At 68.1% G+C, this 20,672-nt stretch carries 15 protein-coding genes; 2 read left to right on the top strand and 13 right to left on the bottom strand.

Annotated elements, in window-relative coordinates; all coding sequences use genetic code 11:
• Nucleotides 1-80 precede the first annotated feature (80 nt).
• The 13 genes from AC1DK4_RS05800 to AC1DK4_RS05860 form a co-directional block, all read right to left on the bottom strand.
• Nucleotides 81-1,322, bottom strand: coding sequence for a glycosyltransferase (locus AC1DK4_RS05800; protein WP_441614552.1), 1,242 nt, complete (start codon nucleotides 1,320-1,322; stop codon nucleotides 81-83).
• A complete protein-coding gene (locus tag AC1DK4_RS05805; protein WP_441614554.1) occupies nucleotides 1,319-2,767 on the bottom strand; it encodes a hypothetical protein in 1,449 nt (482 codons plus the stop codon). The genes AC1DK4_RS05800 and AC1DK4_RS05805 overlap by 4 nt, the downstream gene beginning before the upstream one ends.
• A gap of 212 nt (nucleotides 2,768-2,979) precedes the next feature.
• Complete coding sequence (locus tag AC1DK4_RS05810) at nucleotides 2,980-4,284, bottom strand: glycosyltransferase WbuB (protein WP_441614556.1); 1,305 nt, start codon at nucleotides 4,282-4,284, stop codon at nucleotides 2,980-2,982.
• 91 nt (nucleotides 4,285-4,375) lie between these two features.
• Entirely contained in the window at nucleotides 4,376-5,551 is a 1,176-nt protein-coding gene (locus AC1DK4_RS05815; protein ID WP_441614558.1) for a glycosyltransferase family 4 protein, read from the bottom strand.
• A 19-nt stretch (nucleotides 5,552-5,570) separates the two neighbouring features.
• Entirely contained in the window at nucleotides 5,571-6,560 is a 990-nt protein-coding gene (locus AC1DK4_RS05820; RefSeq protein ID WP_441614560.1) for a GDP-L-fucose synthase family protein, read from the bottom strand.
• 53 nt (nucleotides 6,561-6,613) lie between these two features.
• Nucleotides 6,614-7,732, bottom strand: coding sequence for a GDP-mannose 4,6-dehydratase (gene gmd, locus AC1DK4_RS05825; RefSeq protein WP_441614562.1), 1,119 nt, complete (start codon nucleotides 7,730-7,732; stop codon nucleotides 6,614-6,616).
• 84 nt (nucleotides 7,733-7,816) lie between these two features.
• On the bottom strand, nucleotides 7,817-10,042 hold the full coding sequence (locus AC1DK4_RS05830) for a polysaccharide biosynthesis tyrosine autokinase (RefSeq protein ID WP_441614564.1): 2,226 nt from the start codon (nucleotides 10,040-10,042) through the stop codon (nucleotides 7,817-7,819).
• A gap of 56 nt (nucleotides 10,043-10,098) precedes the next feature.
• Complete coding sequence (locus AC1DK4_RS05835) at nucleotides 10,099-11,478, bottom strand: undecaprenyl-phosphate glucose phosphotransferase (RefSeq protein WP_441614566.1); 1,380 nt, start codon at nucleotides 11,476-11,478, stop codon at nucleotides 10,099-10,101.
• 226 nt (nucleotides 11,479-11,704) lie between these two features.
• Nucleotides 11,705-13,222, bottom strand: coding sequence for a mannose-1-phosphate guanylyltransferase/mannose-6-phosphate isomerase (locus AC1DK4_RS05840; RefSeq protein WP_441614568.1), 1,518 nt, complete (start codon nucleotides 13,220-13,222; stop codon nucleotides 11,705-11,707).
• Between the two features lie 148 nt (nucleotides 13,223-13,370).
• Complete coding sequence (locus tag AC1DK4_RS05845) at nucleotides 13,371-14,378, bottom strand: GlxA family transcriptional regulator (protein WP_441614570.1); 1,008 nt, start codon at nucleotides 14,376-14,378, stop codon at nucleotides 13,371-13,373.
• Between the two features lie 686 nt (nucleotides 14,379-15,064).
• On the bottom strand, nucleotides 15,065-15,754 hold the full coding sequence (locus tag AC1DK4_RS05850; RefSeq protein ID WP_441614572.1) for a PIG-L deacetylase family protein: 690 nt from the start codon (nucleotides 15,752-15,754) through the stop codon (nucleotides 15,065-15,067).
• A gap of 109 nt (nucleotides 15,755-15,863) precedes the next feature.
• Nucleotides 15,864-16,940: a glycosyltransferase family 4 protein gene (locus AC1DK4_RS05855; RefSeq protein ID WP_441614749.1), complete on the bottom strand. Its 1,077-nt coding sequence runs from the start codon at nucleotides 16,938-16,940 to the stop codon at nucleotides 15,864-15,866.
• Nucleotides 16,940-18,205, bottom strand: coding sequence for an oligosaccharide flippase family protein (locus AC1DK4_RS05860; protein ID WP_441614751.1), 1,266 nt, complete (start codon nucleotides 18,203-18,205; stop codon nucleotides 16,940-16,942). The genes AC1DK4_RS05855 and AC1DK4_RS05860 overlap by 1 nt, the downstream gene beginning before the upstream one ends.
• A gap of 336 nt (nucleotides 18,206-18,541) precedes the next feature.
• On the opposite strand from AC1DK4_RS05860, the gene AC1DK4_RS05865 reads away from it, so the two are divergent.
• Together AC1DK4_RS05865 and AC1DK4_RS05870 are read left to right on the top strand one after the other, a co-directional pair.
• Nucleotides 18,542-19,750 (top strand): glycosyltransferase family protein, encoded by a 1,209-nt coding sequence (locus AC1DK4_RS05865; RefSeq protein ID WP_441614574.1) that lies wholly within the window; start codon nucleotides 18,542-18,544, stop codon nucleotides 19,748-19,750.
• A 164-nt stretch (nucleotides 19,751-19,914) separates the two neighbouring features.
• Nucleotides 19,915-20,604 (top strand): DapH/DapD/GlmU-related protein, encoded by a 690-nt coding sequence (locus AC1DK4_RS05870; protein WP_441614576.1) that lies wholly within the window; start codon nucleotides 19,915-19,917, stop codon nucleotides 20,602-20,604.
• Nucleotides 20,605-20,672: the final 68 nt, after the last annotated feature.

Here is a 20,672-nt window from a genome sequence, read left to right on the forward strand (position 1 = left end):
TCCTACCGTGCGCTCGTCCACGTTCGCCAACATTGCGCCAACGACGGCCAAGCGCGCTTGCCTTCTCGTGCCCGCCCCCCTCAACCATCGCCCGCGCGCCAGCCCGGCACGGGCACGGCGGGCGCCGGCGCGGCTTGTTGCACCTGCTCCTGCTCCTGCATGGTCCCCGGCGCCTGCAGCACGCGCAGCAGGTCGCCCGCCATGCCTTCGACCGTGAAGCGCCGCTCGAAGCTGGCCTTCGCGCTTGCGCGCATGGCGCTGCGCGCCTGCTCGTCCATGGCGAACCAGCGCCGCAGCAGCGTCTCGACGCCGTCGGCCGTGTCCGGCGCGACCAGCCCCGCGCCGTCGTGCTCGATCTCGCGCCAGATGTTGATCCTGTCCGAGATCAGCGCGGGCACCGCGCAGCCCAGCGCCTCCGCCACCGCGATACCGAAGTTCTCCTGGTGCGACGGCAAGGCGAACACATCGCTGGCATGGAACGCGCCCCACTTCATCGGGCCGCTGAGCATGCCGGGCCAGCTCACGCGCTGCCCGACGCCGGCCGCCGCCGCCTGCGCGCGCAACTGCGGCAGCCAGCCGGCGCTGTCCGGGCCGGCGATCACAAGGTGTGCGGCGGGATCCATTTCCGCGGTGCGGGCGAACGCTTCGATCAGCAGATCGCAACCCTTCTTCTCGTGAATGCGCCCGAGGAACAGCACGATGCGCTTGCCCCGCAGTTCGGGATACGCAGCCAGGAACGACTCGCGCAGCGCCACCCCGCCCGCATCCCGCTGCGGCGGCGCCTGCGTGCCGAACCGCACCACCAGCGCGCGCGCCCGGTATAGCCAGAACGACTGGCTCGCCAGACGCCGCTCTTCCTCCGCGGTGAAGAGCACCGCCCGCGCGTCGCGCAACACGCGGTACTCCGCCCACGGCCAGTAGAGCCATTTCTTCAGGTGCTTGAGCGGGTAGGTGCGCTTGAACCACGGGTCGAGCATCCCGTGCGGATAGACGTAGTAGGGGACCGGCAGCTTGCGCAGCGCGCGCCAGGCCCCGAAGCCGTGGTACTGCCACAACCCGTTGACGATCACCGCGTCGAACTCGCCCGCATGCGCGCGCAGCCACGGCACCAGCCGCGGCGCATAGCGGTAGAAGCCGCGCGCCGGGCCCAGCGCATGCAGCGGCAGCGCGAAAGCGGCCACGCATGGCGCGTCCGGCGCGTCCAGCGAGAGCACTTCGACGCGATGCCCCTGCGCGATCATCTGCGCGCTGCCCTGGCGCACGCTTTCCACCGGCCCCCCGCAGGCCGGATCGACCGACGCGAGCAGCTGGAGGATCTTCATCGGGATGCTCCGCGCGAGTGATAGCGCAGGCGTGGCACCTGCGGGTCGGCGACCGTGGCCGTAGCCGGGGCCGGCAGCGGCAACGGCACCGGCCGCGGCAGCGGCGGGCGCACCGGCGGCACGGATGCCGCGCCGGCAGCCTCGGCCTCCCGGGCTTGCTGGCTGCGGGCCTGCGCGCGGCGCAGCCGCGCRTGCGTGGCTACCAGCAGACCCAGCGCCACGCCGTACAGCAGGCCGGAAAAGCGCGGCCCGAGCGGATTGCCGCCGATCGACGTGGCTGGCAGCGCCGCCAGCACCAGCAGCGCGCGCCCGAGCACGGCCAGGTAAGGCGCGTCCGGCGCCACGCGTCGCCAGTGCCGGTAGGCGACGCTGCCGCAAAACAGCGCGTACAGCACCATGAGCGGCATGGCGATGCCGAACAGCAAGCCGCCCGCAAAGAACTGGTAGACCCAGAAATTGTGGCCGGCCGTCCATTCGTTGATGGCGTAGAACTCCTTCTCGGTCATCTGCCCGGTGAGTGCGGGCAGGTAGGCCGGCGAATAGCGGTAATGGTGTCCGTAGCCCTTGCCGAGCACCATCGAGGTCTTGGTCTGCGTGACCTGGTCGAACTGGTCCTTGAGCTCGGCAAGCCGGGTCGCGGTGGTGGGGTCCACGCCGGACTCGGTGGCCTTGGCCGCCGCGATGCGCTGGGCCCAGTGCGCCGCGACCGCGGGGAACAGCGCCGAGCCCACCAGCGCCGTGCCGCCCACCAGCGTCGTGGTGATGACCGCCGCCCGCAAGGCGGCGCGCAGCAGGTGCCGGATCGAAGGCGCGCTGAGCCAGGTCGCGAACAGGAACAACAACACCGTGCCGACCAGCAGGCTCCGGGTCACGCTCAGCAACTCGACCACCACGGTGACGATGAAGAGCAGCAGGTTGCTCTTGCTCACCCGCCGCGCAATCACGAACTCATGCAGCAGCACGCCCTGCAGTGCAAGAAAGGCCGGCGCGACGATGCGGAAGCGGACGTTCTCCAGCCCGCCGCCCACCGCCATGCCGTAGCCGAAGGTAAACAGCAGCGAAACCGCCATGCCCGTAAACATGGCCGTTTCGACCTGTTCCAGCCGGTCTTGCGGCCAGGGATGGCGCGCCGCCAGGTAGCCGATCAGGAACAGCAGGAACGGCAGCAGCACGCGCAGGTAATTGCCTGTCTCGTTGCCTTGCAGCAGATGGGGGACCAGACTGCCCGGCACCGTCAGCATCAGCGCCGCCATCACCAGCCGGCTCAGCCGGGTGCGCCCGGTGAAGCGCGGTGCGATCAGCGCCAGCGCGATGCCCCCGCCGAGCGCGGGCACCGCCAGCAGGATCTGCAGGATCCGGCTGCCCTGTCCATCGACGCTCTTGAAATCGAGCGCCAGCGGGAACAGCATCATCCAGATCCACAGCGGCGCGAAGCGGTTACGCATGGCGGCAATCCTCCCCTGCCCGCCGGAGGCCGGCGCGTGAGCGCGCCGGCGCCTCCGGGGCGCCGCCTGCCTGCACCGCTGCCTGTTGTCTGCCTGGCATCTCGCGCTTCCCTCCTCGGCTGCTCGTCCTGCTCGTCCTGCTCGTCCTGCTCGTCCTGCTCGTCCCTTGCGACCCGCGCCCGCGCGCCAATTGCATTGCGCGGCGCCGCGGCCTATTCCGTTTTCCCGGGCTGCAGCGCATGCGCCGTCAGGTCCTCCGCGCCGCGCGCCTCTGCCGTCTGCGGCCGCTCCGGTCCGTCACCGCCCCAGGCGCGAAGCCTGGCGTCGAGACGGGACAGCACGGCATCGGACGACAGCGTGGCCTCGGCGTAGGCACGCGCCGCCGCGCCGAGCTCGGCGCGGCGCGCGGGATCCGAGGCCAGCGCCTTGATCGCGCCGGCCAGGGCGTCGATATCGTCCGGCGGCACCGCCACCCCGCGCGCGGACACGGTGGCAAACAGTTCGGTGCCGACATTGGCCATGGCAATGATCGCGCGGCCGCTGGCCAGCATGCCCGTGAGCTTGGACGGCATGACGAGGTCGGCAGCGTCGCCGCGCTGTGGCAGGACATGGATATCCGCCAGGTTGAGCAGCTCGTTGAAACGGTCGGCGGGCTGTAGCGGCAGGAAGCAGCAATTCTCCAGGCCCGCGCAGTAGGTCTCGAGCATGGCGCGGGCAGGGCCGTTGCCGCAGAAGACAAAGGTGATGCCCGCATTGCCGGCCAGCGCCGCCACGGCGCACACCAGCACTTCCAGGCCCTGCTTCTCGCCCATGTTGCCGGCGTACAGCACCACGATCTGCTCCGGCGCAATGCCGAGTTCCTCGCGGTAGGTGCTGGGCCGGTCAAGCGGGAAGACCGCGCCGGTATCCACCCAGTTCGGCAGGCGGAACACCCGCGCGGCGGGAACGCCCTTGCGCGTGGCATGCTCGGCCATCCTCTCCGAGATGGTGGACACCACGTCGAAGCGCCGCATCAGGAAGCGCTCGACGGACAGCGCGGCGCGCCGCAGCCAGGCACGCCTGAGCAGCCCCAGTTCGAAGGCAGCGTCCACTTCGTAGTCCTGCACATGCAGCCAGCTCCTGGCGCCGGTCATGCGCGCCAGCGCCAGCGAGGCGGGCACGCTCATCAGGCTCGGCGCGATGGCGATGACGGCATCGGGCCGCCACGGCACCTGCGCCAGCAACGCCGGCAGCGCGCACACCGCAAAGCTGGCGAGGTGCAACAGGCGCGTGACGCCGGTGGGGCGCCGCGGCACCCACAGCGGCGCGCGGTAGATGCGTACCCCGCCGCGCCATTCGCGGCTGAAGCGCCAGGCCGCATAGCCCTCGCCAACGCGCCAGGCGGGATAGTAGGGCGGTGCGCAGACCACGCGGACATCGTGACCCGCCGCCGCCAGCGCCTCCGCCATCTCGGCCGTGTACTTCCCGGTCCCGGTCAGCTCCGGCGCATAGTTCTGTCCGCAAACAAGGATTTTCACGGGACCCTCCCCTCGAACTTCCGCGAAATGACTCGGGCCGCGATGCCCTGCCCGTCAGCCAGGCATCGCGGCGTCTGTGTGGCGAATGGCTTCAGGTCTGCACCCCGGTGCGCTGGTGCATGTCAGGCGCACTGAGCATCGCGGCGCAGCCCCTGGCGATGTTCGATGCCGCATTGGCCGGGTCGAAGCGCCGGATCACGGCAAGGCAACGCTCCGCCGTGACCTGGGTGTCCGCGAACGCCTTCACCGCCCGCGCCATGCCGGTCTGCAGCGCGGCGGCGTCGCGCACCGGCACCGCAAAGCCGGTCTCGCCCTCCAGCACCAGCTCGGGCACGCACCCGCAGATATCGCTGGCGACCGTCGGGCAGCCGTGGCTCAGTGCCTCGTTGACCACCAGCCCCCACGGCTCGCTATGGCTCGGCAGCACCATGCAGACCGCCCGGTAATACTCCTGCGACAGCCCCTCGTCCTGCAGGCTGCCGACCTGGCACACCGCATCCTCGATTCCCAGGCTGGCCGCCATCTGGCTCAAGGTGCCGGCCAGCGGGCCGGTGCCGACGATGCGCAGCGTGGCCGCGGGGATCTGCTTGCGCAGCCCGGCAAACGCGCTCAGCAAGGTATCGAGGCCCTTTTCCTCGGACAGGCGGCCCACGTAGAGAAACACCGGCTTGCCATCGGCCCGGTGGCGCAGGCGTTCGCGCACCACCTGCTCTGGCCGGTACGTGGCCGGCATCGCCGCGGCCTGGCATGGCGTGAAGATCAGCTCGGGCTTGGCGCCGAGCGACATCAGGTATTCACGGCTGCGCTCGCCGAAGCCGAAATAGCCGTGGCACAACGAGAAGAACAGCCGCTTGGGGATCGAGGTCAGCATGCGCCGGGGCCGGTCGCGCCCGGTGGAATCGCAGAACACCGCGCGCCGCTTGCCGGTGACGATGCAAGCCAGCAGCATGGCCCAGTACTCCGGCCGGTGATAGCCCGGCAGCACCACCAGCTCGCTCTTGGCCTTGAACACTTCCCAGGTCAGGCGCGCTGTCATCTTCCAGCGCGGCACGTCCTCGTAGCAGCCGGTGTACAGCTGGTGCATCGGGTATTTGTGGAAGGAGTAGTCCACATCGGAAAAGCCCACCCGGTAGTGCTCGGTCTCGGCGATCTGCACCATGGTGTACCGGATCGGGCTGGCCGCCGACTGGCTGTACAACGCCGAGAACACGGCGCCCTTGTGACGTGACCAGACGATGTTATGGAATATGGTGACTGAACCTGCCATGATTCGCTCCTGTATCTCGTCACTCGATGACGGCGCTTGCCTGTGCGTCGGCCTCGGCCGGCGCCCCCCCGGGCAAGGCACCATCCCTGCGACTCGCGTACTCCTGGTAGACGGATTCGATACCCTCGTCGAGGCTGATCGCGGGCTGCCAGCCGAGCCGCGCCAGCCTGGAAATGTCCAGCCGCTTGCTTGGCGTGCCGTCCGGCTTGGAGGTGTCGAACGACAGCGTGCCCGCGAACCCGGCGACACGGCAGATGCGCTCGGCCAGCTCGCGGATCGGCAGGTCCGTGCCGGTGCCGACGTTGAACACGCCTTCGGCCACGTCGTGCTCGAGCATGAACAGCGTGGCCGCGGCGAGGTCGTCCACGTGCAGGAACTCGCGCCGCGGCGTGCCGGTGCCCCAGATCTGCAAGGTCGATGCGCCCTCCCGCACCGCCGTGTAGGCCTTGCTGATCAGCGCGGGCAGCACGTGGCTGGTGGACAGGTCGTAGTTGTCGTTCGGGCCGTACAGGTTGGTCGGCATCAGGCTGAAATAGCGCGCGCCGTACTGGCGGTTGTATGCCTCGCACAGCTTCAGCCCGGCGATCTTGGCGATCGCGTAGGCCTCGTTGGTGCGCTCCAGCGGACCGGCCAGCAGGTACTCCTCGCGGATGGGCTGCTGGCATTCGCGCGGATAGATGCACGAGGAGCCGAAGAACACCAGCCTCCCCACGCCGGCCTGGTACGCGGCGTGGATCACATTGGTCTCGATGACCAGGTTCTCATAGAGAAAATTGACCGGGCGCAGGGCATTGGCAAGGATCCCGCCGACGCGCGCGGCGGCCAGCAGCACGACGTCGATGCCCTCGTCGGCGAAGAAGCGGTGCACGGCACCCTGGTCGGTCAGATCCAGTTCGGCGCGGTCACGCGTGACCAGGTTGCTGTATCCCTCGGCGCGCAGGCGCCGCAGCAGCGCCGAGCCCACCATGCCGTTGTGCCCGGCGATATAGATAACGGAGTCTTTTTCCATGGCTCTTGCTGTTGGAGTCGCTCGTGGAGTCGTTTGTGGATGACGGGGTGGCGTTACTCGTGATGCTCGAGCGCCTGGAAGCCGGCCAGTGTCACCAGCGCGTCGCGCCGGGCAATCTGGAAGTCGGCCCGCACCATTTCCTTGACCAGCTTGGCGAACGATGTCGTGGGCTTCCAGCCGAGCTTCTCATGGGCCTTGGACGGGTCTCCCAGCAGCGTCTCCACCTCTGTGGGGCGGAAATACTTCGGGTCCACGCGCAGGATCACCTTGCCCGGCGCGAGACGGGTTTCCTTGCCTTGCACCCGCTCCACCACGCCAACCTCGTCCACGCCCGTGCCTTCGAAGCGCACCGTCACCCCCAGCTCCGCCGCGGCGCACTGGACGAAATCGCGCACGCTGTACTGCTCGCCGGTGGCGATGACGAAATCCTCCGGATGCTCCTGCTGCAGCATCAGCCACTGCATCTCCACGTAGTCCCGCGCATGGCCCCAGTCGCGCAGCGCGGAGAGGTTGCCAAGGTAGAACTCGTCCTGCAGCCCCACCGCGATGCGCGAGATCGCGCGCGTGATCTTGCGCGTGACGAAGGTCTCGCCGCGCACCGGGCTCTCGTGGTTGAAGAGGATGCCGTTGCAGGCATACATGCCATAGGCCTCGCGGTAATTGACCGTGATCCAGTAGGCGTAGAGCTTGGCCACCGCGTACGGGCTGCGCGGATAGAACGGCGTGGTTTCCTTCTGCGGCACTTCCTGCACCAGCCCGTACAGCTCCGAGGTCGAGGCCTGGTAGAAGCGCGTCTTCTTCTCCAGCCCGAGGATGCGGATGGCTTCGAGCAGCCGCAGCGTGCCGAGCCCGTCGGCGTTGGCCGTGTACTCGGGCTCCTCGAAGGACACCGCCACGTGGCTCTGCGCCGCCAGGTTGTAGATCTCGTCGGGCAACACCTGCTGGATGACGCGCAGCATGCTGCTCGCGTCGGTCAGGTCGCCGTGATGCAGGAAGAAGTGCCGGTCGGGATCGTGCGGCTCGCGATAGAGATGATCGATGCGGTCCGTGTTGAACAGGGAGGTGCGCCGCTTGACGCCGTGCACCTCGTACCCCTTTTCCAGCAGCAGCTGCGCAAGATAAGAGCCATCCTGCCCGGTAATGCCTGTGATCAGAGCAACCTTGTGCGTCATCGTCATTCTCCCGCCGTGCGTTGGTGTTGGTGTTGGTATTGGTGATCTGCATCGCGGACCGGGCCGCGCCCGGTGGCGGGCGCGCTACTTCGCGCTGCCCTGGTAACCGTAGTAATCGGTGTAGCCCGTGCGCAGCTGCAAGGGCGGCTTGGGCACGTCGGTGAGCAGCACGCCCTGCAGCGTGACGCTGCCGTTGTTGAGCCGCCGCGCGGTCTCGGCCACTTCGTTGGCCGAATGGCGGCCATGCCGCACCACCAGCAGCGTGGTGCCGGCATGCCGGCCCAGCAGCGCCGCATCGGTCACCGCGAGCACCGGCGGCGTGTCGATGACGACCATGTCATAGCGCTGCTTGAAGTGGTCGAGCAGGGAGTCCAGGCGCTCGCTCATCAGGAGCTCGGCGGGATCGGCGGGCAGCGTGCCGCGCGGCAGCACATCCAGGCCGGGCAGCACGTCGTGCACCACCACGGAATCGATATCCGTGCCCATCAGCGCATCGGACAGGCCCGGCACCTGCGCCAGCCCGAAATGCGCGTGGACCTCGCCGCGGCGCATGTCGCCGTCGATCAGGAGCACGCGCTTGCGCCCCGATGCCACCAGCGCGGCCAGGTTGACCGACATGAACGACTTGCCGGCATCCTGGCTCGACCCGGTCAGCATCACCACGTTGTTGCTGGCGGTGGCCAGCGCACCCCGCAAGGCCGTGCGCAGGCTGCGCACGCCCTCCACGGCGATGTCGTCGGGCGCGCGCGCCGCCAGTACGCCCTGGCGGTTGCGGCCAGAGTGGATTTCACGCTGCAGCCGCAGCTGGGTGCGGCTGCGCGGGATCACCGCGCAAACCGGCACGCCCAGCATCCGCTCCAGCTCCTGCGGATGCTCCACCCCGCCATACAGCCCCTTGCGCAGGAAGGCCAGCAACGCGCCCAGCACCAGGCCGACGCCGCCGCTGATCAGGATCAGCACGACGCGCTGCGGGCGCACGGGGTCGTCCGCCGGCTCGGCGAAGTCCACCACGCGCACGTTGCCGACTTGCCCCGCCTTGACCACGCGCAACTGCTGGGCATTGTTGAGCAGGTTGGTGTACAGCTCCGTGTTGACGCGTACATCGCGCTCCAGGCGCAAAGCGGCCTGTTCGGTATCTGGCAGCACCGACACCTTGCGGCGCAGCGCGCCCTGCTGCGAGGTCAGCGTGGCGATCTGCGCGGTCAGCGCCTGCACGGCGGGGTTCTGGTCGGTGTAGAGCGTGCGCACCTCGGACAGCCGCGTCTGCAGCTTGTCCAGGCTGGCCTTGTTGTCCACGATCTGCTGCAGCAGCAGGCGGCTCTCTTCCCCGAGATTGACGGTGCCCTGGCGGTTGCGGAAGGCGTTGTAGCGCTCCTCGGCCTGATCGAGCTGCTTGCGCAGGGCCGGCAGCTGCTGGTCGAGGAAGGCCAGGGTGTGCTCGGCCTCGGCCGAGCGGCGCCCGATGTCCTGCTGCACGAACTGGCGCGCGATGGTGTTGATGATATCGGCGGTGAGCTTGCTGTCCGGGCCTTCGAGGCTCGCACGGATGATGCCCGACTGCAGCGTCAGTTCGCCGACCGAGAGCGCGCGCTGGATGCGCTCCACGGTGCCGACGGTGGATGAGCGCACCAGCACGAACTGCGAGCCCTTGCGCCCCACCAGCTGGTCGATGCGCACGCTCACCGGACCCAGCGGCGTGGTGCCGGTGGTCTCTTCGCCGACGCGGCCCTGCAGCACGGGGTTGCCATCGGGGTCGCGCAGGCTATAGCTGCGATCGCCCTCGACCACCAGCACGAATGGCTTGCCGTATGACTTCTGCGGCGTCTCGAACGAGGACATCGTGATCGACTCCGGGCCCCACGCGTAGTCGGACAGGCCCAGCAGCGTCGTCGGCGCCGCCAAGCTCCCGTTGAGCGATGCCAGCCAGCGCCCGATCACGGGAAAGTAGCGCGGCCCGGCGGCGATATCCAGGTGCAGCTTGCGTACGGCTTCTTCCACCACCAGCCGCGAGCGGATCAGCTCGGTCTCGGCCGCCGCGGAGGACTTGGAATCGAAGATCGAGGACAGCGTCTGCAGCGAATTGTTCTGGTTCTGGTTCTGGTTGCCCTTGCTGTCTTCCACCTGGATCATCGCGTCGGCACGGTAGACCGGGCTTTGCAGGAACGCGAAGCAGGTGCCCACCGCCAGCGCCAGCAGCGTGACGGCGGTGATCATGCGCCAGTTCTCAAGCAGCGTGACGAGGTAGTCGGAAAGGCGAAGCTCCGACCCGCCGGAGACATCTGTGTACTGGGTGTCGAACTTCGCAGCCATAGCTTTGACTCCCTGTGACCATTGCTTGTCCGCCTGCGGCGCAGCGCAGGCGTTCTTCAATATGCGTTGCGATGAATCAGCCCCTTGACCACGGTGGCCGCGATGATGCGCATGTCCAGCGCGAACGACCAGTTGCCCAGGTAGTACAGGTCGCAGGCAATGCGGCCTTCCATTTTTTCGATGCGGTCGGTCTCGCCGCGAAAGCCGTTGACCTGGGCCCAGCCGGTGATGCCGGGCTTCACGCGATAGCGGTGGATGTATCCGCTCACCAGCTTCTGGTACTGGTCGTCATGCTCGATGGCATGGGGGCGCGGGCCCACCACCGACATGTCCCCGCGCAACACGTTGAAGAACTGCGGCAGCTCGTCCAGGCTGGTACGGCGCAGGAAGGCCCCCACGCGCGTGACGCGCGGATCGTTGCGGGTGGCCTGCGTGACCACGCCCGCCGCCTCCGCATGCGCGCGCATCGAGCGGAACTTGTAGATGGTGAAGATGCGGCCATCGGCGCTCTTGCGCTTCTGCCTGAACAGCACCGGCCCGTGCGAGGACAGCTTGACGGCGATGGCGATGGCCACCAGCAGCGGCGACAAGCCGATCAGCGCGGCGGCGGCGAACAGGCGGTCGAACACATCCTTCTGCCGCAGCGCGCTGGGGGACAGCGGCGACGCCACCAGGTTGATGGCGGGCATGCCGATCAGCTCGACGGTGCCGCTGTCGAACAGGGCCAGGCTGCGCAGGTCCGGCATGAAGCGGACATTGACCAGCTCCTCGCGGAACTCCGCCACGAACTCCAGGATGGTGCGCTCTTCCGACAGCGGCAGCGCCAGCCAGACTTCGTGGATGTCCTGCGAGCGGATGTAGCGGTGGAAGGCCACCCGATCCTCGAAGGTGGGCACCTTCACGTTGAGGCTGCCCACGGAGGGCGCCACGTTGAACGCCGCGACCACGCGAAAACCCGAGGCCGGCGCCCCTGCGCTGCGCCGGATGACAGCGCTGCAGTGCGCGCCGCACCCCACCACGGCGACCTTGTGCAGGTTCATGCCGGCGCTGCGCACCTGGCCGAGCACGCTGTGCGTGAGCAGGCGCGAGAGGATGAGCAGCGCGCCAGTGGAAGCGGTCCAGTAGGCAAACCACAGCCGCGAGACGATGGAGGCGTGGTGCAGGGAGAACAGCACCATGATGCCGCACAGCTGCACCAGCAGCCACGCCAGCGCCAGGTGCCCCGCCAGCCCGATCTTGGAGCGGCCGCGCCAGGAATCGTAGATGCCGAAGGCGGGAAACAATGCCAGCGTGAAGGCCACCGACAGCGCGAGGAAGACATCGTAGAAGGTGCGCTGCGCCATCTCGTCGAAGCGGATGTGCGAGGCGATGGCCGCTCCCGCGAACACCAGCGCGACATCCAGCATGCGTGCCAGCAAGCCTTCGATCTTCAGCATGTTCCCCTCTCCCGGTGCCTTCCTGCCTTGCCCGAAACTACCCCCGCCCCGCGCCGTGCCGCCGTCTCAGTTGCATCTGTTGCCCGTGTTTCCGTGTTTCTTCCCGCCTGGCCCGCTTGTCCCTTTTCCCTCTTTTCCCTCTTTTCCCGCTCTTCCCTTCCTCGCTGTTCGCCCCGCACTGGCCGCTCGCACCGGCCTTGCGGCGCCCGCCGTCCGGGCGGGACCGTCAGGCGCAGCGCCCGTAGGTGTCGTCGACACGCACGATGTCGTCTTCGCCGAGATAGCCGCCCGACTGCACCTCGATGATTTCCAGCGGCAGCTTCCCGGGGTTCTCCAGGCGGTGAAGCACGCCCAGCGGAATGAAGGTGGACTGGTTCTCGCTGAGCAGGAACTTCTCATCTCCGCGCACCACCAGCGCGGTGCCGCTGACCACCACCCAGTGCTCCGCGCGGTGGTGATGCAACTGCAGCGACAAGCGCGCACCCGGCTGCACCACGATGCGCTTGACCTGGAAGCGGTCGCCGTGCTCGATCGAGTCGTAGAAGCCCCAGGGGCGCCGCACCTTGCGGTGGGCATCGGCCTCCGGCGCGTGCAGGATCTTCATGCGCGCAACCACGTCCTTGACGTCCTGCACGTGCGAGCGGTCCACCACGAGCACCGCATCGGCGGTCTCGACCACCACGATATTGCTGGTGCCCACGCAGGCCACCAGCCGGCCGTCGGAGTGCACATAGCTGGAGTGCGCCCCCTCGAACACCACGCGGCCGCGCGCGGCATTGCCGGACGTATCCTTGTCCATGGCGTCCCACACCGCGTCCCATGAGCCCAGATCGGACCACCCGGCCTCCAGGGGCACCACCACGCCATGGCAGGGCGCCTCGGCGCTGTCGAGCCGCTCCATCACGGCATAGTCGATCGAGTCCGACGGGCTCAGCAGGAACTGCCTGGCGCAGGGCCGGAAGAACTGGCCGTCCTGCTCGCCTTCCGCGGCGGCGGCGACGCACATCTCGTGGATGGCCGGATGCAGGACCTCGATGGCTTTCAGCCAGACCGTTGCGCGCACCACGAAGATGCCGCTGTTCCACCAGTAGTTGCCGCTGGCCACGTATTGCGTGGCCAGTTCCACCGCGGGCTTTTCGACGAAGCGCTCCATGCGGCGCACCCCGTCCTGCAACGGCTCGCCGAGCTTGATATAGCCGTAGCCGGTATCCGGGCGCGTGGGCGGCACGCCCAGCGTGACGATGGCGCCCTGCTCCGCGTGGACGGCGGCGAGCGCCAGCGTGCGATGGAATGCGCCGGTATCGGGGATGGCGTGATCCGCCGGCATCACCACCAGGATCGCGTCTTCGCCGCCGGCATAGGCCAGCGCCGCGGCCAGGGTCAGCGCGGGCGCGGTATTGCGCCGCACCGGCTCCACCACCAGCCGGCCTTCCATGCCGCTGGCCTGCAATTGCTCCGCGGTGACAAAACGGTGCTCGTCGCCGCAGACGATGATGGCGGTGGATTCCACCGGATGCCTGCCCGTGAAGCCTTGCATGCGGCGCACGGTGGCCTGCAGCAGCGAATCCGGGCCGACCAGGTCGATCAGCTGCTTGGGAAAGTGCTCCCGCGACAACGGCCACAGCCGGGTACCGGCGCCACCCGCCAGCACGACCGGGGTGATGCGCAAGCGCGCGGCAGTATCCGGCACCTGCGCTTGCGCCGACAAGTGCGCGGCATCGCCTTCCACGAGCGTATTCGACATATCCCGGTCCTCCTTCAAGTGGAGCCGTGCTCCCGTTGCGCCTGGCTGTGCGCCGCCGTGCGTGGCGGCCGCCAGCCGATGCAGCAGCGCGCACACGCAGCGATGGCGCCTGCGCTGTGCCCTGTGCTGCTGCCAGGTTCCCCGCATCTCATTGCTCCGCTTCCGCGGCACCGGACTTGCTGCGCTGGCGGTACTCGGTGGGCGAGATCGACATGCGCTTGCGGAAGATCTTTGCCAGCCTGTCGCCATTGCCCATGCCGCAGCGCCTTGCCACCTTGTCGACCGGCAACTCGGTCTCGGCGAGGAAGCTGCAGGCGGTGTCGAGCCGTGCGTGCAGGAGGTAGTCAGAAGGCGTCACGCCCATTTCGAGCTTGAAGCGTCGCAGGAAATTGCGTTCGCTCATGGTCGCCACCTGGGCCGCGTCGGACACGGAGATCTGCTGCTCGCAGTGCTCGTGGAGCCATCGTGCGGCGCTGCGGATCTTGTCGCCCACGCTGGTGGTGCCGGTGTCGGCAAGCCGTGGCATCAGGCGGGCGGTCCACGCCGGCATCACGCGGCTGCCCACCGCGCGCGCCACGTCCAGGCCCAGGTCGCGCTTGATCAGCGTCAGCGCGCTGCGCACCAGTTCGTACTGCTCGCCGGACTCGTCGGCGCTGTGCAGGCCATAGATCACGTTGCTGTGCTCGCCACCCTGCGACTTGAGGATGCCAGCCGCGGCCAGCACCGCGCGCCCTTCGGCGATCGGCCTGACGGTTGCCGTCCTGGGCGACACCACGCGCAACCAGCGCAGCAGCCGCTCGTCGGCGGCGGCGTTGCGCGCACCCGCGCCGCCGGCGATGAAGAGGACGTCGAAGCCGGAGAACTCACGCGGATCGAGCCCGTCCGTCCACACCCGCATGGCGGCGGAGCAGGCGACACTCCCGCCATCGACGGAAAGCAGCTGGACGTCGTAGGCAGACTCTTTTCCGGAAGCAGCGGCCGAGCATTCATTGGCGGTCTGGAACAGTTCCGCCACCAGCCCGGCCCCCAATAAGGAGAATCCGTCGAACAGGAGAATGCCAACGCGACGCACGGCGCACTTGGAACGGTTTATGGAAGTGCTAAGCGAGGAACTGAGCCAACTAACCGTCGCCGGTTCGAGTTGCGCATAGGGCATGATTCTCCCCCCAAAGAATTGATGAACCGTTTCCGCGAGAATATTTAATTGGTGTTGCGTTGCATCGTAGCCATCCCGAAACCCTAGGAATATGACGGTGTCGGAAAGTAGCGAGATGTTGGCGGAAGGCATCCGTCTATCAGAAAAATCCCTGAAAAATCGGATGCGCCTCCCACTACACCAGCAAGAATCTGGCCCGCATAACCGCTGTAATACGGCGCCGGATGAGGTTCTTGCACTGTAGGCACCATGTTGCTAAGCAGCAAATTTCGCAGAAAAAACAATGCGTGCCAGCGAACATAAGGTCCTATTAAAGTGCATGGACGGCAATAGTCATAACATTAACTTTTGCTTACAATTAATTTCGCACGGACGGAAATGCCATTTTGTAGTTTTTTACAAATAATAAAATTAAGAAAAAATAATTAATATGTCGCATCCGATCCCGATTGAGCCACATGCGCAGTTCGCGAGATTCTTCTATTGTTACGGCGCCTTTCATCCGGCGCGGCGGTGAAAATGGCGCATGCGCCGCGTGCGAGCGCCGGCGCGCGCAAGCGGCGGCGCGCACGGGTTCGCGCGGCGGCAGCGTGAGAATGGAACTCAGGAGAACGACGGACGAGGCACGGGCAGGCCCTCCGGCGCGGCCGGAACGACCTGCCCTGCGGGCAGCCCGCCGGGGCCGGTCAGGCGCCCCAGCGCATGCGCAGGACGTGCAATACCTCGGCCAGTGGGAAGCCGGACTCGGCGCCGCGCCACTGCGCCAGCGCGGTGACGCCTTCCACCCCGACCAGATGGCCGGCCCCTTCGTGGATCTGCGAGACGTGCTGGCGCAGCGCATCGATCTTGCGCTGCCATGTCGTGCTCACATCGATATAGAGGGTGCCGCCAGCCACGCTCACGATGCCGCCGCCACCCCAGCAAGTCGCCGGATACTCATAGGCGGCCACTAGGCCAGGCGCATGCTTGGCGCGGCTCGGGCGCGTAGCCGCGAGGCCGACTTCCCAGCAGTAGCGATGGTCCTGGTGCGAGGAGGCCAGCGGGATCAACACCTCGTCGGGTTCGAAGCGGTTCTGCAACATGTCGAGGCGGTGGATCATCTGCGCGCGCGGCACGGCGTCGAGCGCGCCATCGAAGCCGGTGGTCAGGATCTCGGTTGCCTGCACGCCCAGCACCTTCATCGACTCCAGGAACTCCCCGAGCCGCTCGCGCTCGCTCACTTCGCGCCCGAGGTTCAGCGAACGGCTGGTGCCGGCCGTCGCCAGGGCCACCAGGACTTCGCCGCCGGCGTCGACGACCCGCGCCAGGTACCCGCCGACGCCCAGTTCGGCGTCATCAGCATGCGGGCTCAATACAAGTACGCGCTTGCGTTCCATGTCTCCTCCTTTTTTCCCCTCGCCCTCTTGCCTGGTATCAAGGCGCCATCACGCTCACACTTCCGCCACGCCTCCATCACACCTGCGCCCCGCCTCTGCCACCTCTGCGTCACGCCGAACTCAGCAGCCTGCGCGCCAGGAGGCGGTACTGGCCGGCGGTATCGTTGAGCGTCAGCCCGTCGAGCGGGCGCGCCACGCGCGGCTGCGCCAGCGCGCGCGTCAGCGCCGCTCCATACGCGGCGGCATCGCCGGTATCGAGCAACTGCACGCCGGGGTAGTCCCGTGCGAAGGCAAAGGCGGGAATGGCGCTGGCGACCACCGGCACGCCCGTGGCCAGCGCCTCCAGGAATGCGATGCTGTGCGCCTCCGAGGCCGACGGCATGGCGAACACGCTCGCCGCCGCCAGCAGCTCCGGCACGTTGTTCTGCGGCCCGTTGACCCAGACCCTGTCGACCAGCCCCAGGCTGGACACCAGCGCGCAGACCTCGGCGTAGTAAGCCGGGTCCTCGATCACGCCATACATTTCCAGCCGCGCGCCGGGCACGCTCTGCAGCGCTTCGCGGAACGCAAGCACGGTCTGCAGCTGGTTCTTGATCGCCGCGTAGCGCCCAACCTGCACCACCAGCGGCGCGCGCGCGTCGCCGGGCGCCTCGCGCGTAGCCGCGGGGTGGATGAAGAAACGGCTGGTGTCCACGCCGTTGGGAATCACCGCCATCAGCGGATGCTCGCCCACCGCGCCGATGTAGTCGCGCAGGTTCCCTTGCGAGACGCCGATCACCGCGCGGGCGCGCGTGGAGAGCAGGCGTTCGACGCAGCGGAACAGCTTGCTCTCGAAATCGTTGGCGGCCGAGTGCATCACGTAGACCACCGGCACCCGCGACGGCAGCGCGCGCGCATAGAAAGCCGGAATGGTGGCGTGGGCAAAGATGATGTCGGGCTGGTATGCGCGCAGCGCGCCGCGCAGGTGCCACAGGCGCCCGGGCAGGCGGCGCGGCTGGTCGGGAAACATGCAGCGCACGCCGGCGGCGTCGAGCTGGGCGCGCAGCGGCAGGAAATCGTCCTGCTGCGGCATCAGCGCCGACACGCACACGGTATCGCCATAGGCTTGCTGGTGGATGGCCAGATCCTTGGCCAGCATCTCCGCGCCCGACAGGCGCGGCGTCAACACCAGATGGAGAATCCGCATCATGCCCTCCTCGTTGTCCGTAGCCGGCGTATCTGGTAGAGCATCCAGCCGGCCGCGCACGACAGGCCCAGCGTCATGGCCCAGGCAATGCCGATCGCGCCCCGGTAGTGCGTGGCGAAGGGCACCGTGGCGAGCAGCACGCCGATCTGGATCACCGAGGCCTGCGTGGCCGCCTTGGGCAGGCCCACCGCCCGCAGGTACGCCACCAGCACGGCGATCAGCGCGCCGATCGCCATATAGATGGTGAAGATGCGGAACAGCGGCACGGCGCCGAGCCACGCCGGCCCCAGGATCAGCATGAAGAGCGGCTCCGCCACCAGCCGCAGCACCACCACCACGCAGGCCAGCCCCAGGCCGCCGATCAGCACGAAGCGCCGCAGCAGCGTGGCGTCGGAGCCGTCCTGCTTGCGGAAGCGCGCGGCGAAGGTGGGGAACAGGTACTGCGACATGGCGATCCCGGCGTCGGCCAGCAGCATCTGCGCGAACTTGGACGACATCTGGTACACGCCGAGCTGGGCCGGCCCGAGCAGCTTGCCCACGATGACCTTGTCGAACTGGTTGAGCAGCAGGTTGACCACACTGCCCGCCCAGATCCAGCGGCTGAATCCCATGTAGTGGCCGATGCCCGACCAGCGCGGGCGCAGCGGCGGGCGGGGCTTCATGGTCAGCCAGGTCAGCGCGCTCTTGAGCGATTCGCCGGCCAGCAGGCCGATCAGGATGGCGCTGGCACCGGCGCCGGCCAGCGCGCAGGCCAGGCCGACCACGCAGTCGGTGGCGGCGGCGGCCACCTCGACCCCGGCGATCTGCTGGAAGCCGCGCTCGCGCGTGACCACGAAATAGGCCGGCGAGGCCAGCCCGCGCAGCAGCGGCAGCGCGGCGGCCATCAGCAGCGGCAGCAGGCCGCCCTCCAGGTGGAACTGCGTCTGCAGCACCGGCGCCAGCGCCGCCAGCAGCAACGCCACCAGCGCACCGCGGCAGGTCAGCACGGTCCACAGCGCGCCGAGCTGGTCGGTCGTGGGCGGCTGCTGGCCCTGCACCACGGCCTGTGGCAGGCCCGTGTCGCTGAGGGCCTCGGCAATGGCCACGGCCAGCAGCGCCACCGCGGCGATGCCGACGGCCGACGGCCCGAGGATGCGCCCCACCATGAGGAACTTCACGGCGACCAGCCCGCGCACCAGCACCTGCTGCGCCAGCACCCACGCAGCCGAACTCGCATCCAGGCTACCCGGTGGCAGGAATGCGACACCTTTCAGGGATCTGGCCATATTGCTCTGTTGTCCCGTGGCGACAGCGGTGGCGGCGACGACGCGCACAAAGATGGTCACGCGCCGCGCCGGTGGCTATTGCGAGCCATGCGACCCAATCTACCGTAGCCGTGCAGGCGGGAATCGCCATGGCATAGCGTTAATCCGTCACCAAGGCGATGACCATGTGGACAAGCGCGCCGGCGCGAGCTTGCGTCCCGGCCGCGCCGGCCCAGTCCTTTTCCGCCAGGCGTGGCCACATATTGGCGGCTGGCGCGGCAGGCACGGTGCTAATGTGAAAAGGACGAGTCTTTCGCAACCTGCAGCACGGCGGCCCGCGCCGGGCCTGGATACGCCATGCCCGACCCGACCGCACTGATCATCGAGCACGACTTTACCGGGCACCGCTGGCGCTATGTCGAATGGGCGATGCAGGCTTACCGCGAAGCCGGGTATCACTGCATGGTAGCGACCGATCCGTCAAACCGCGATCACCCTCTCGCACGGCGGCTGCTCGACAGCCCCCAGCCGCACACCACGCTCCTGTTCGTGCCGGCGCCGGCCGCGGCGGGCGACGGCCTGGGCCGCATCGCCTATGTGCGCTTCTGGCGCATGTTCCGCCACGCGTTCCGCATCGCCAGCGCCGAGCGCGCCGCCTCGCTGGTGGTCGTGCCCTATGCCGACTACTTCCTCTATATATTGCCGCTGCTGGGCTCGCCGTTCGGCGCCGTGCCCTGGGTCGGCATCACGATGCGCGCGAACTTCCATCACAGCAAGGTGGGCGTGAAGGCGCCCAGGCGGCCGCTGGTCAACGCGGTCAAGACCTGGCTGTTCCGGCGCGCGCTCGGCACCGGCGGCATGAAGACGCTCCTGTCGATCGACCCGACGCTGCCGCAATGGTGCGCGCGCGCCGGCGGGCGCACGCAGGATGTCGCCTCGATTGCCTGCGTCGCCTATCTTGCCGACCCGTGTCCGGATGCCCTCCCGGCCGATCCCGCCGCGGCCAGGGCGCGCTTCGGGCTGGGCGAAGGCGCGCACCTGCTGGTCTACGGTGCCATCACCGAGCGCAAGGGCATCTGCGAACTGGTGGCGGCGCTGGCGGGCCGCCCGCATGCGCCGGCCCTGGTGGTGGCGGGACAGCAGGATGCGCAGATGCGCGCATTCCTGAGCGAGGCCGCGCCTGCATTGCTGCCTCCGCCGCTCATCCTGGACCGCTTCATTACCGACGAGGAAGAAGCCGCCCTGTTTTGCGCCTGCGACGCGGTATGGCTCGGCTACAAGGGGCACTACGGCATGAGCGGAGTGCTGGTGCAGGCTTACCGCGCCGGCAAGCCTGTCATCGCCACGGCCGACGGGCTGATCGGCTGGTTCTGCCACGGCCGCGAACTCGGGCCGGTGCTGGAGGATCTCTCCGTCGCGGCCATCGGGCGCGCTCTCGACCAGCTCGCCTCGCCTGCGCGCGCAATGCAGCCGGCGGTACCTGCGCAAGGGCCACCGCGCGCCCACCTGCTGGCGCATAACACCCTGAGCGAATTCAAGCAGACGCTGCGCCGCGCGGCCATCTGAGGCCCGCGACCCGCGCGCCGTAGTGCGATGCCGCCAAAACGCCCCTTGCCAGAGGCCAATCCGGCCAAATAGCGGTGCGCCCGCGTTTTCACGTTCGATAATTTTCCCGACAGGAACGAAATGAATGAAATCGCCAGCGGAACGCGAAGCACGAAGGGCCGGACATGAAAACCGAAGCTTACGCAGATTACCTGGATCGGGCGGCCAAGCGCCGCGAAGCCGGCGCAGCGGATGTGCGCGACGGTAGCCGCCAGGCATACGCAGGCCGCGCCGGTGGCCGAGTCATCGATCTCGACCTCGCCGGCAAAGGCAACTATGTCCGCCGCCGCAGCCAGCTGGTCGAGGCGATCTGGTTCGTGATCGAGGCGCTCATCATCAACAACAAGCTGATGCCATTTTCCGGCCTGCGCGCCGGCCTGCTGCGGCTGTTCGGCGCGCGCATCGGAAGGCACTGCCGGCTGGTCCATCCGATTCGCGTCAAGTCGCCGTGGAACCTGGAGGTCGGCGACAGTTGCTGGTTCGGCGTGGACGTCTGGATCTACAACCAGGCGCCGATCCGCATCGGCTCGAACGTGTGCATCTCGCAAGGCAGCTTCCTCACGGCCGGCTCGCACGAAGTGGACGGCAGCATGGACCTGCAGGTCGCACCGATCGTGATCGAGGATGGCGTGTGGATCACCGCCAGGTGCGTGGTCCAGAAGGGCATCACGATCGGGCGCTCGGCGGTGGTCACGCCGCTGTCGGTGGTGCATTGCTCGCTGGAGCCCGAAGGCATCTACGGCGGCAATCCGTGCCGGTTTATCCGCAAGCGCTTCAGTACGCCAGGTGAACCTGGCACGCACGGCGAGCGGTAAGCCTGGCGCGTACAGCACGCCGGGCCAGGTGGCCAGCGGCCAGCCAGGCGCCGCCCGCACCCTGGCCG

The organism is Cupriavidus sp. 05N38, assembly GCF_056397345.1.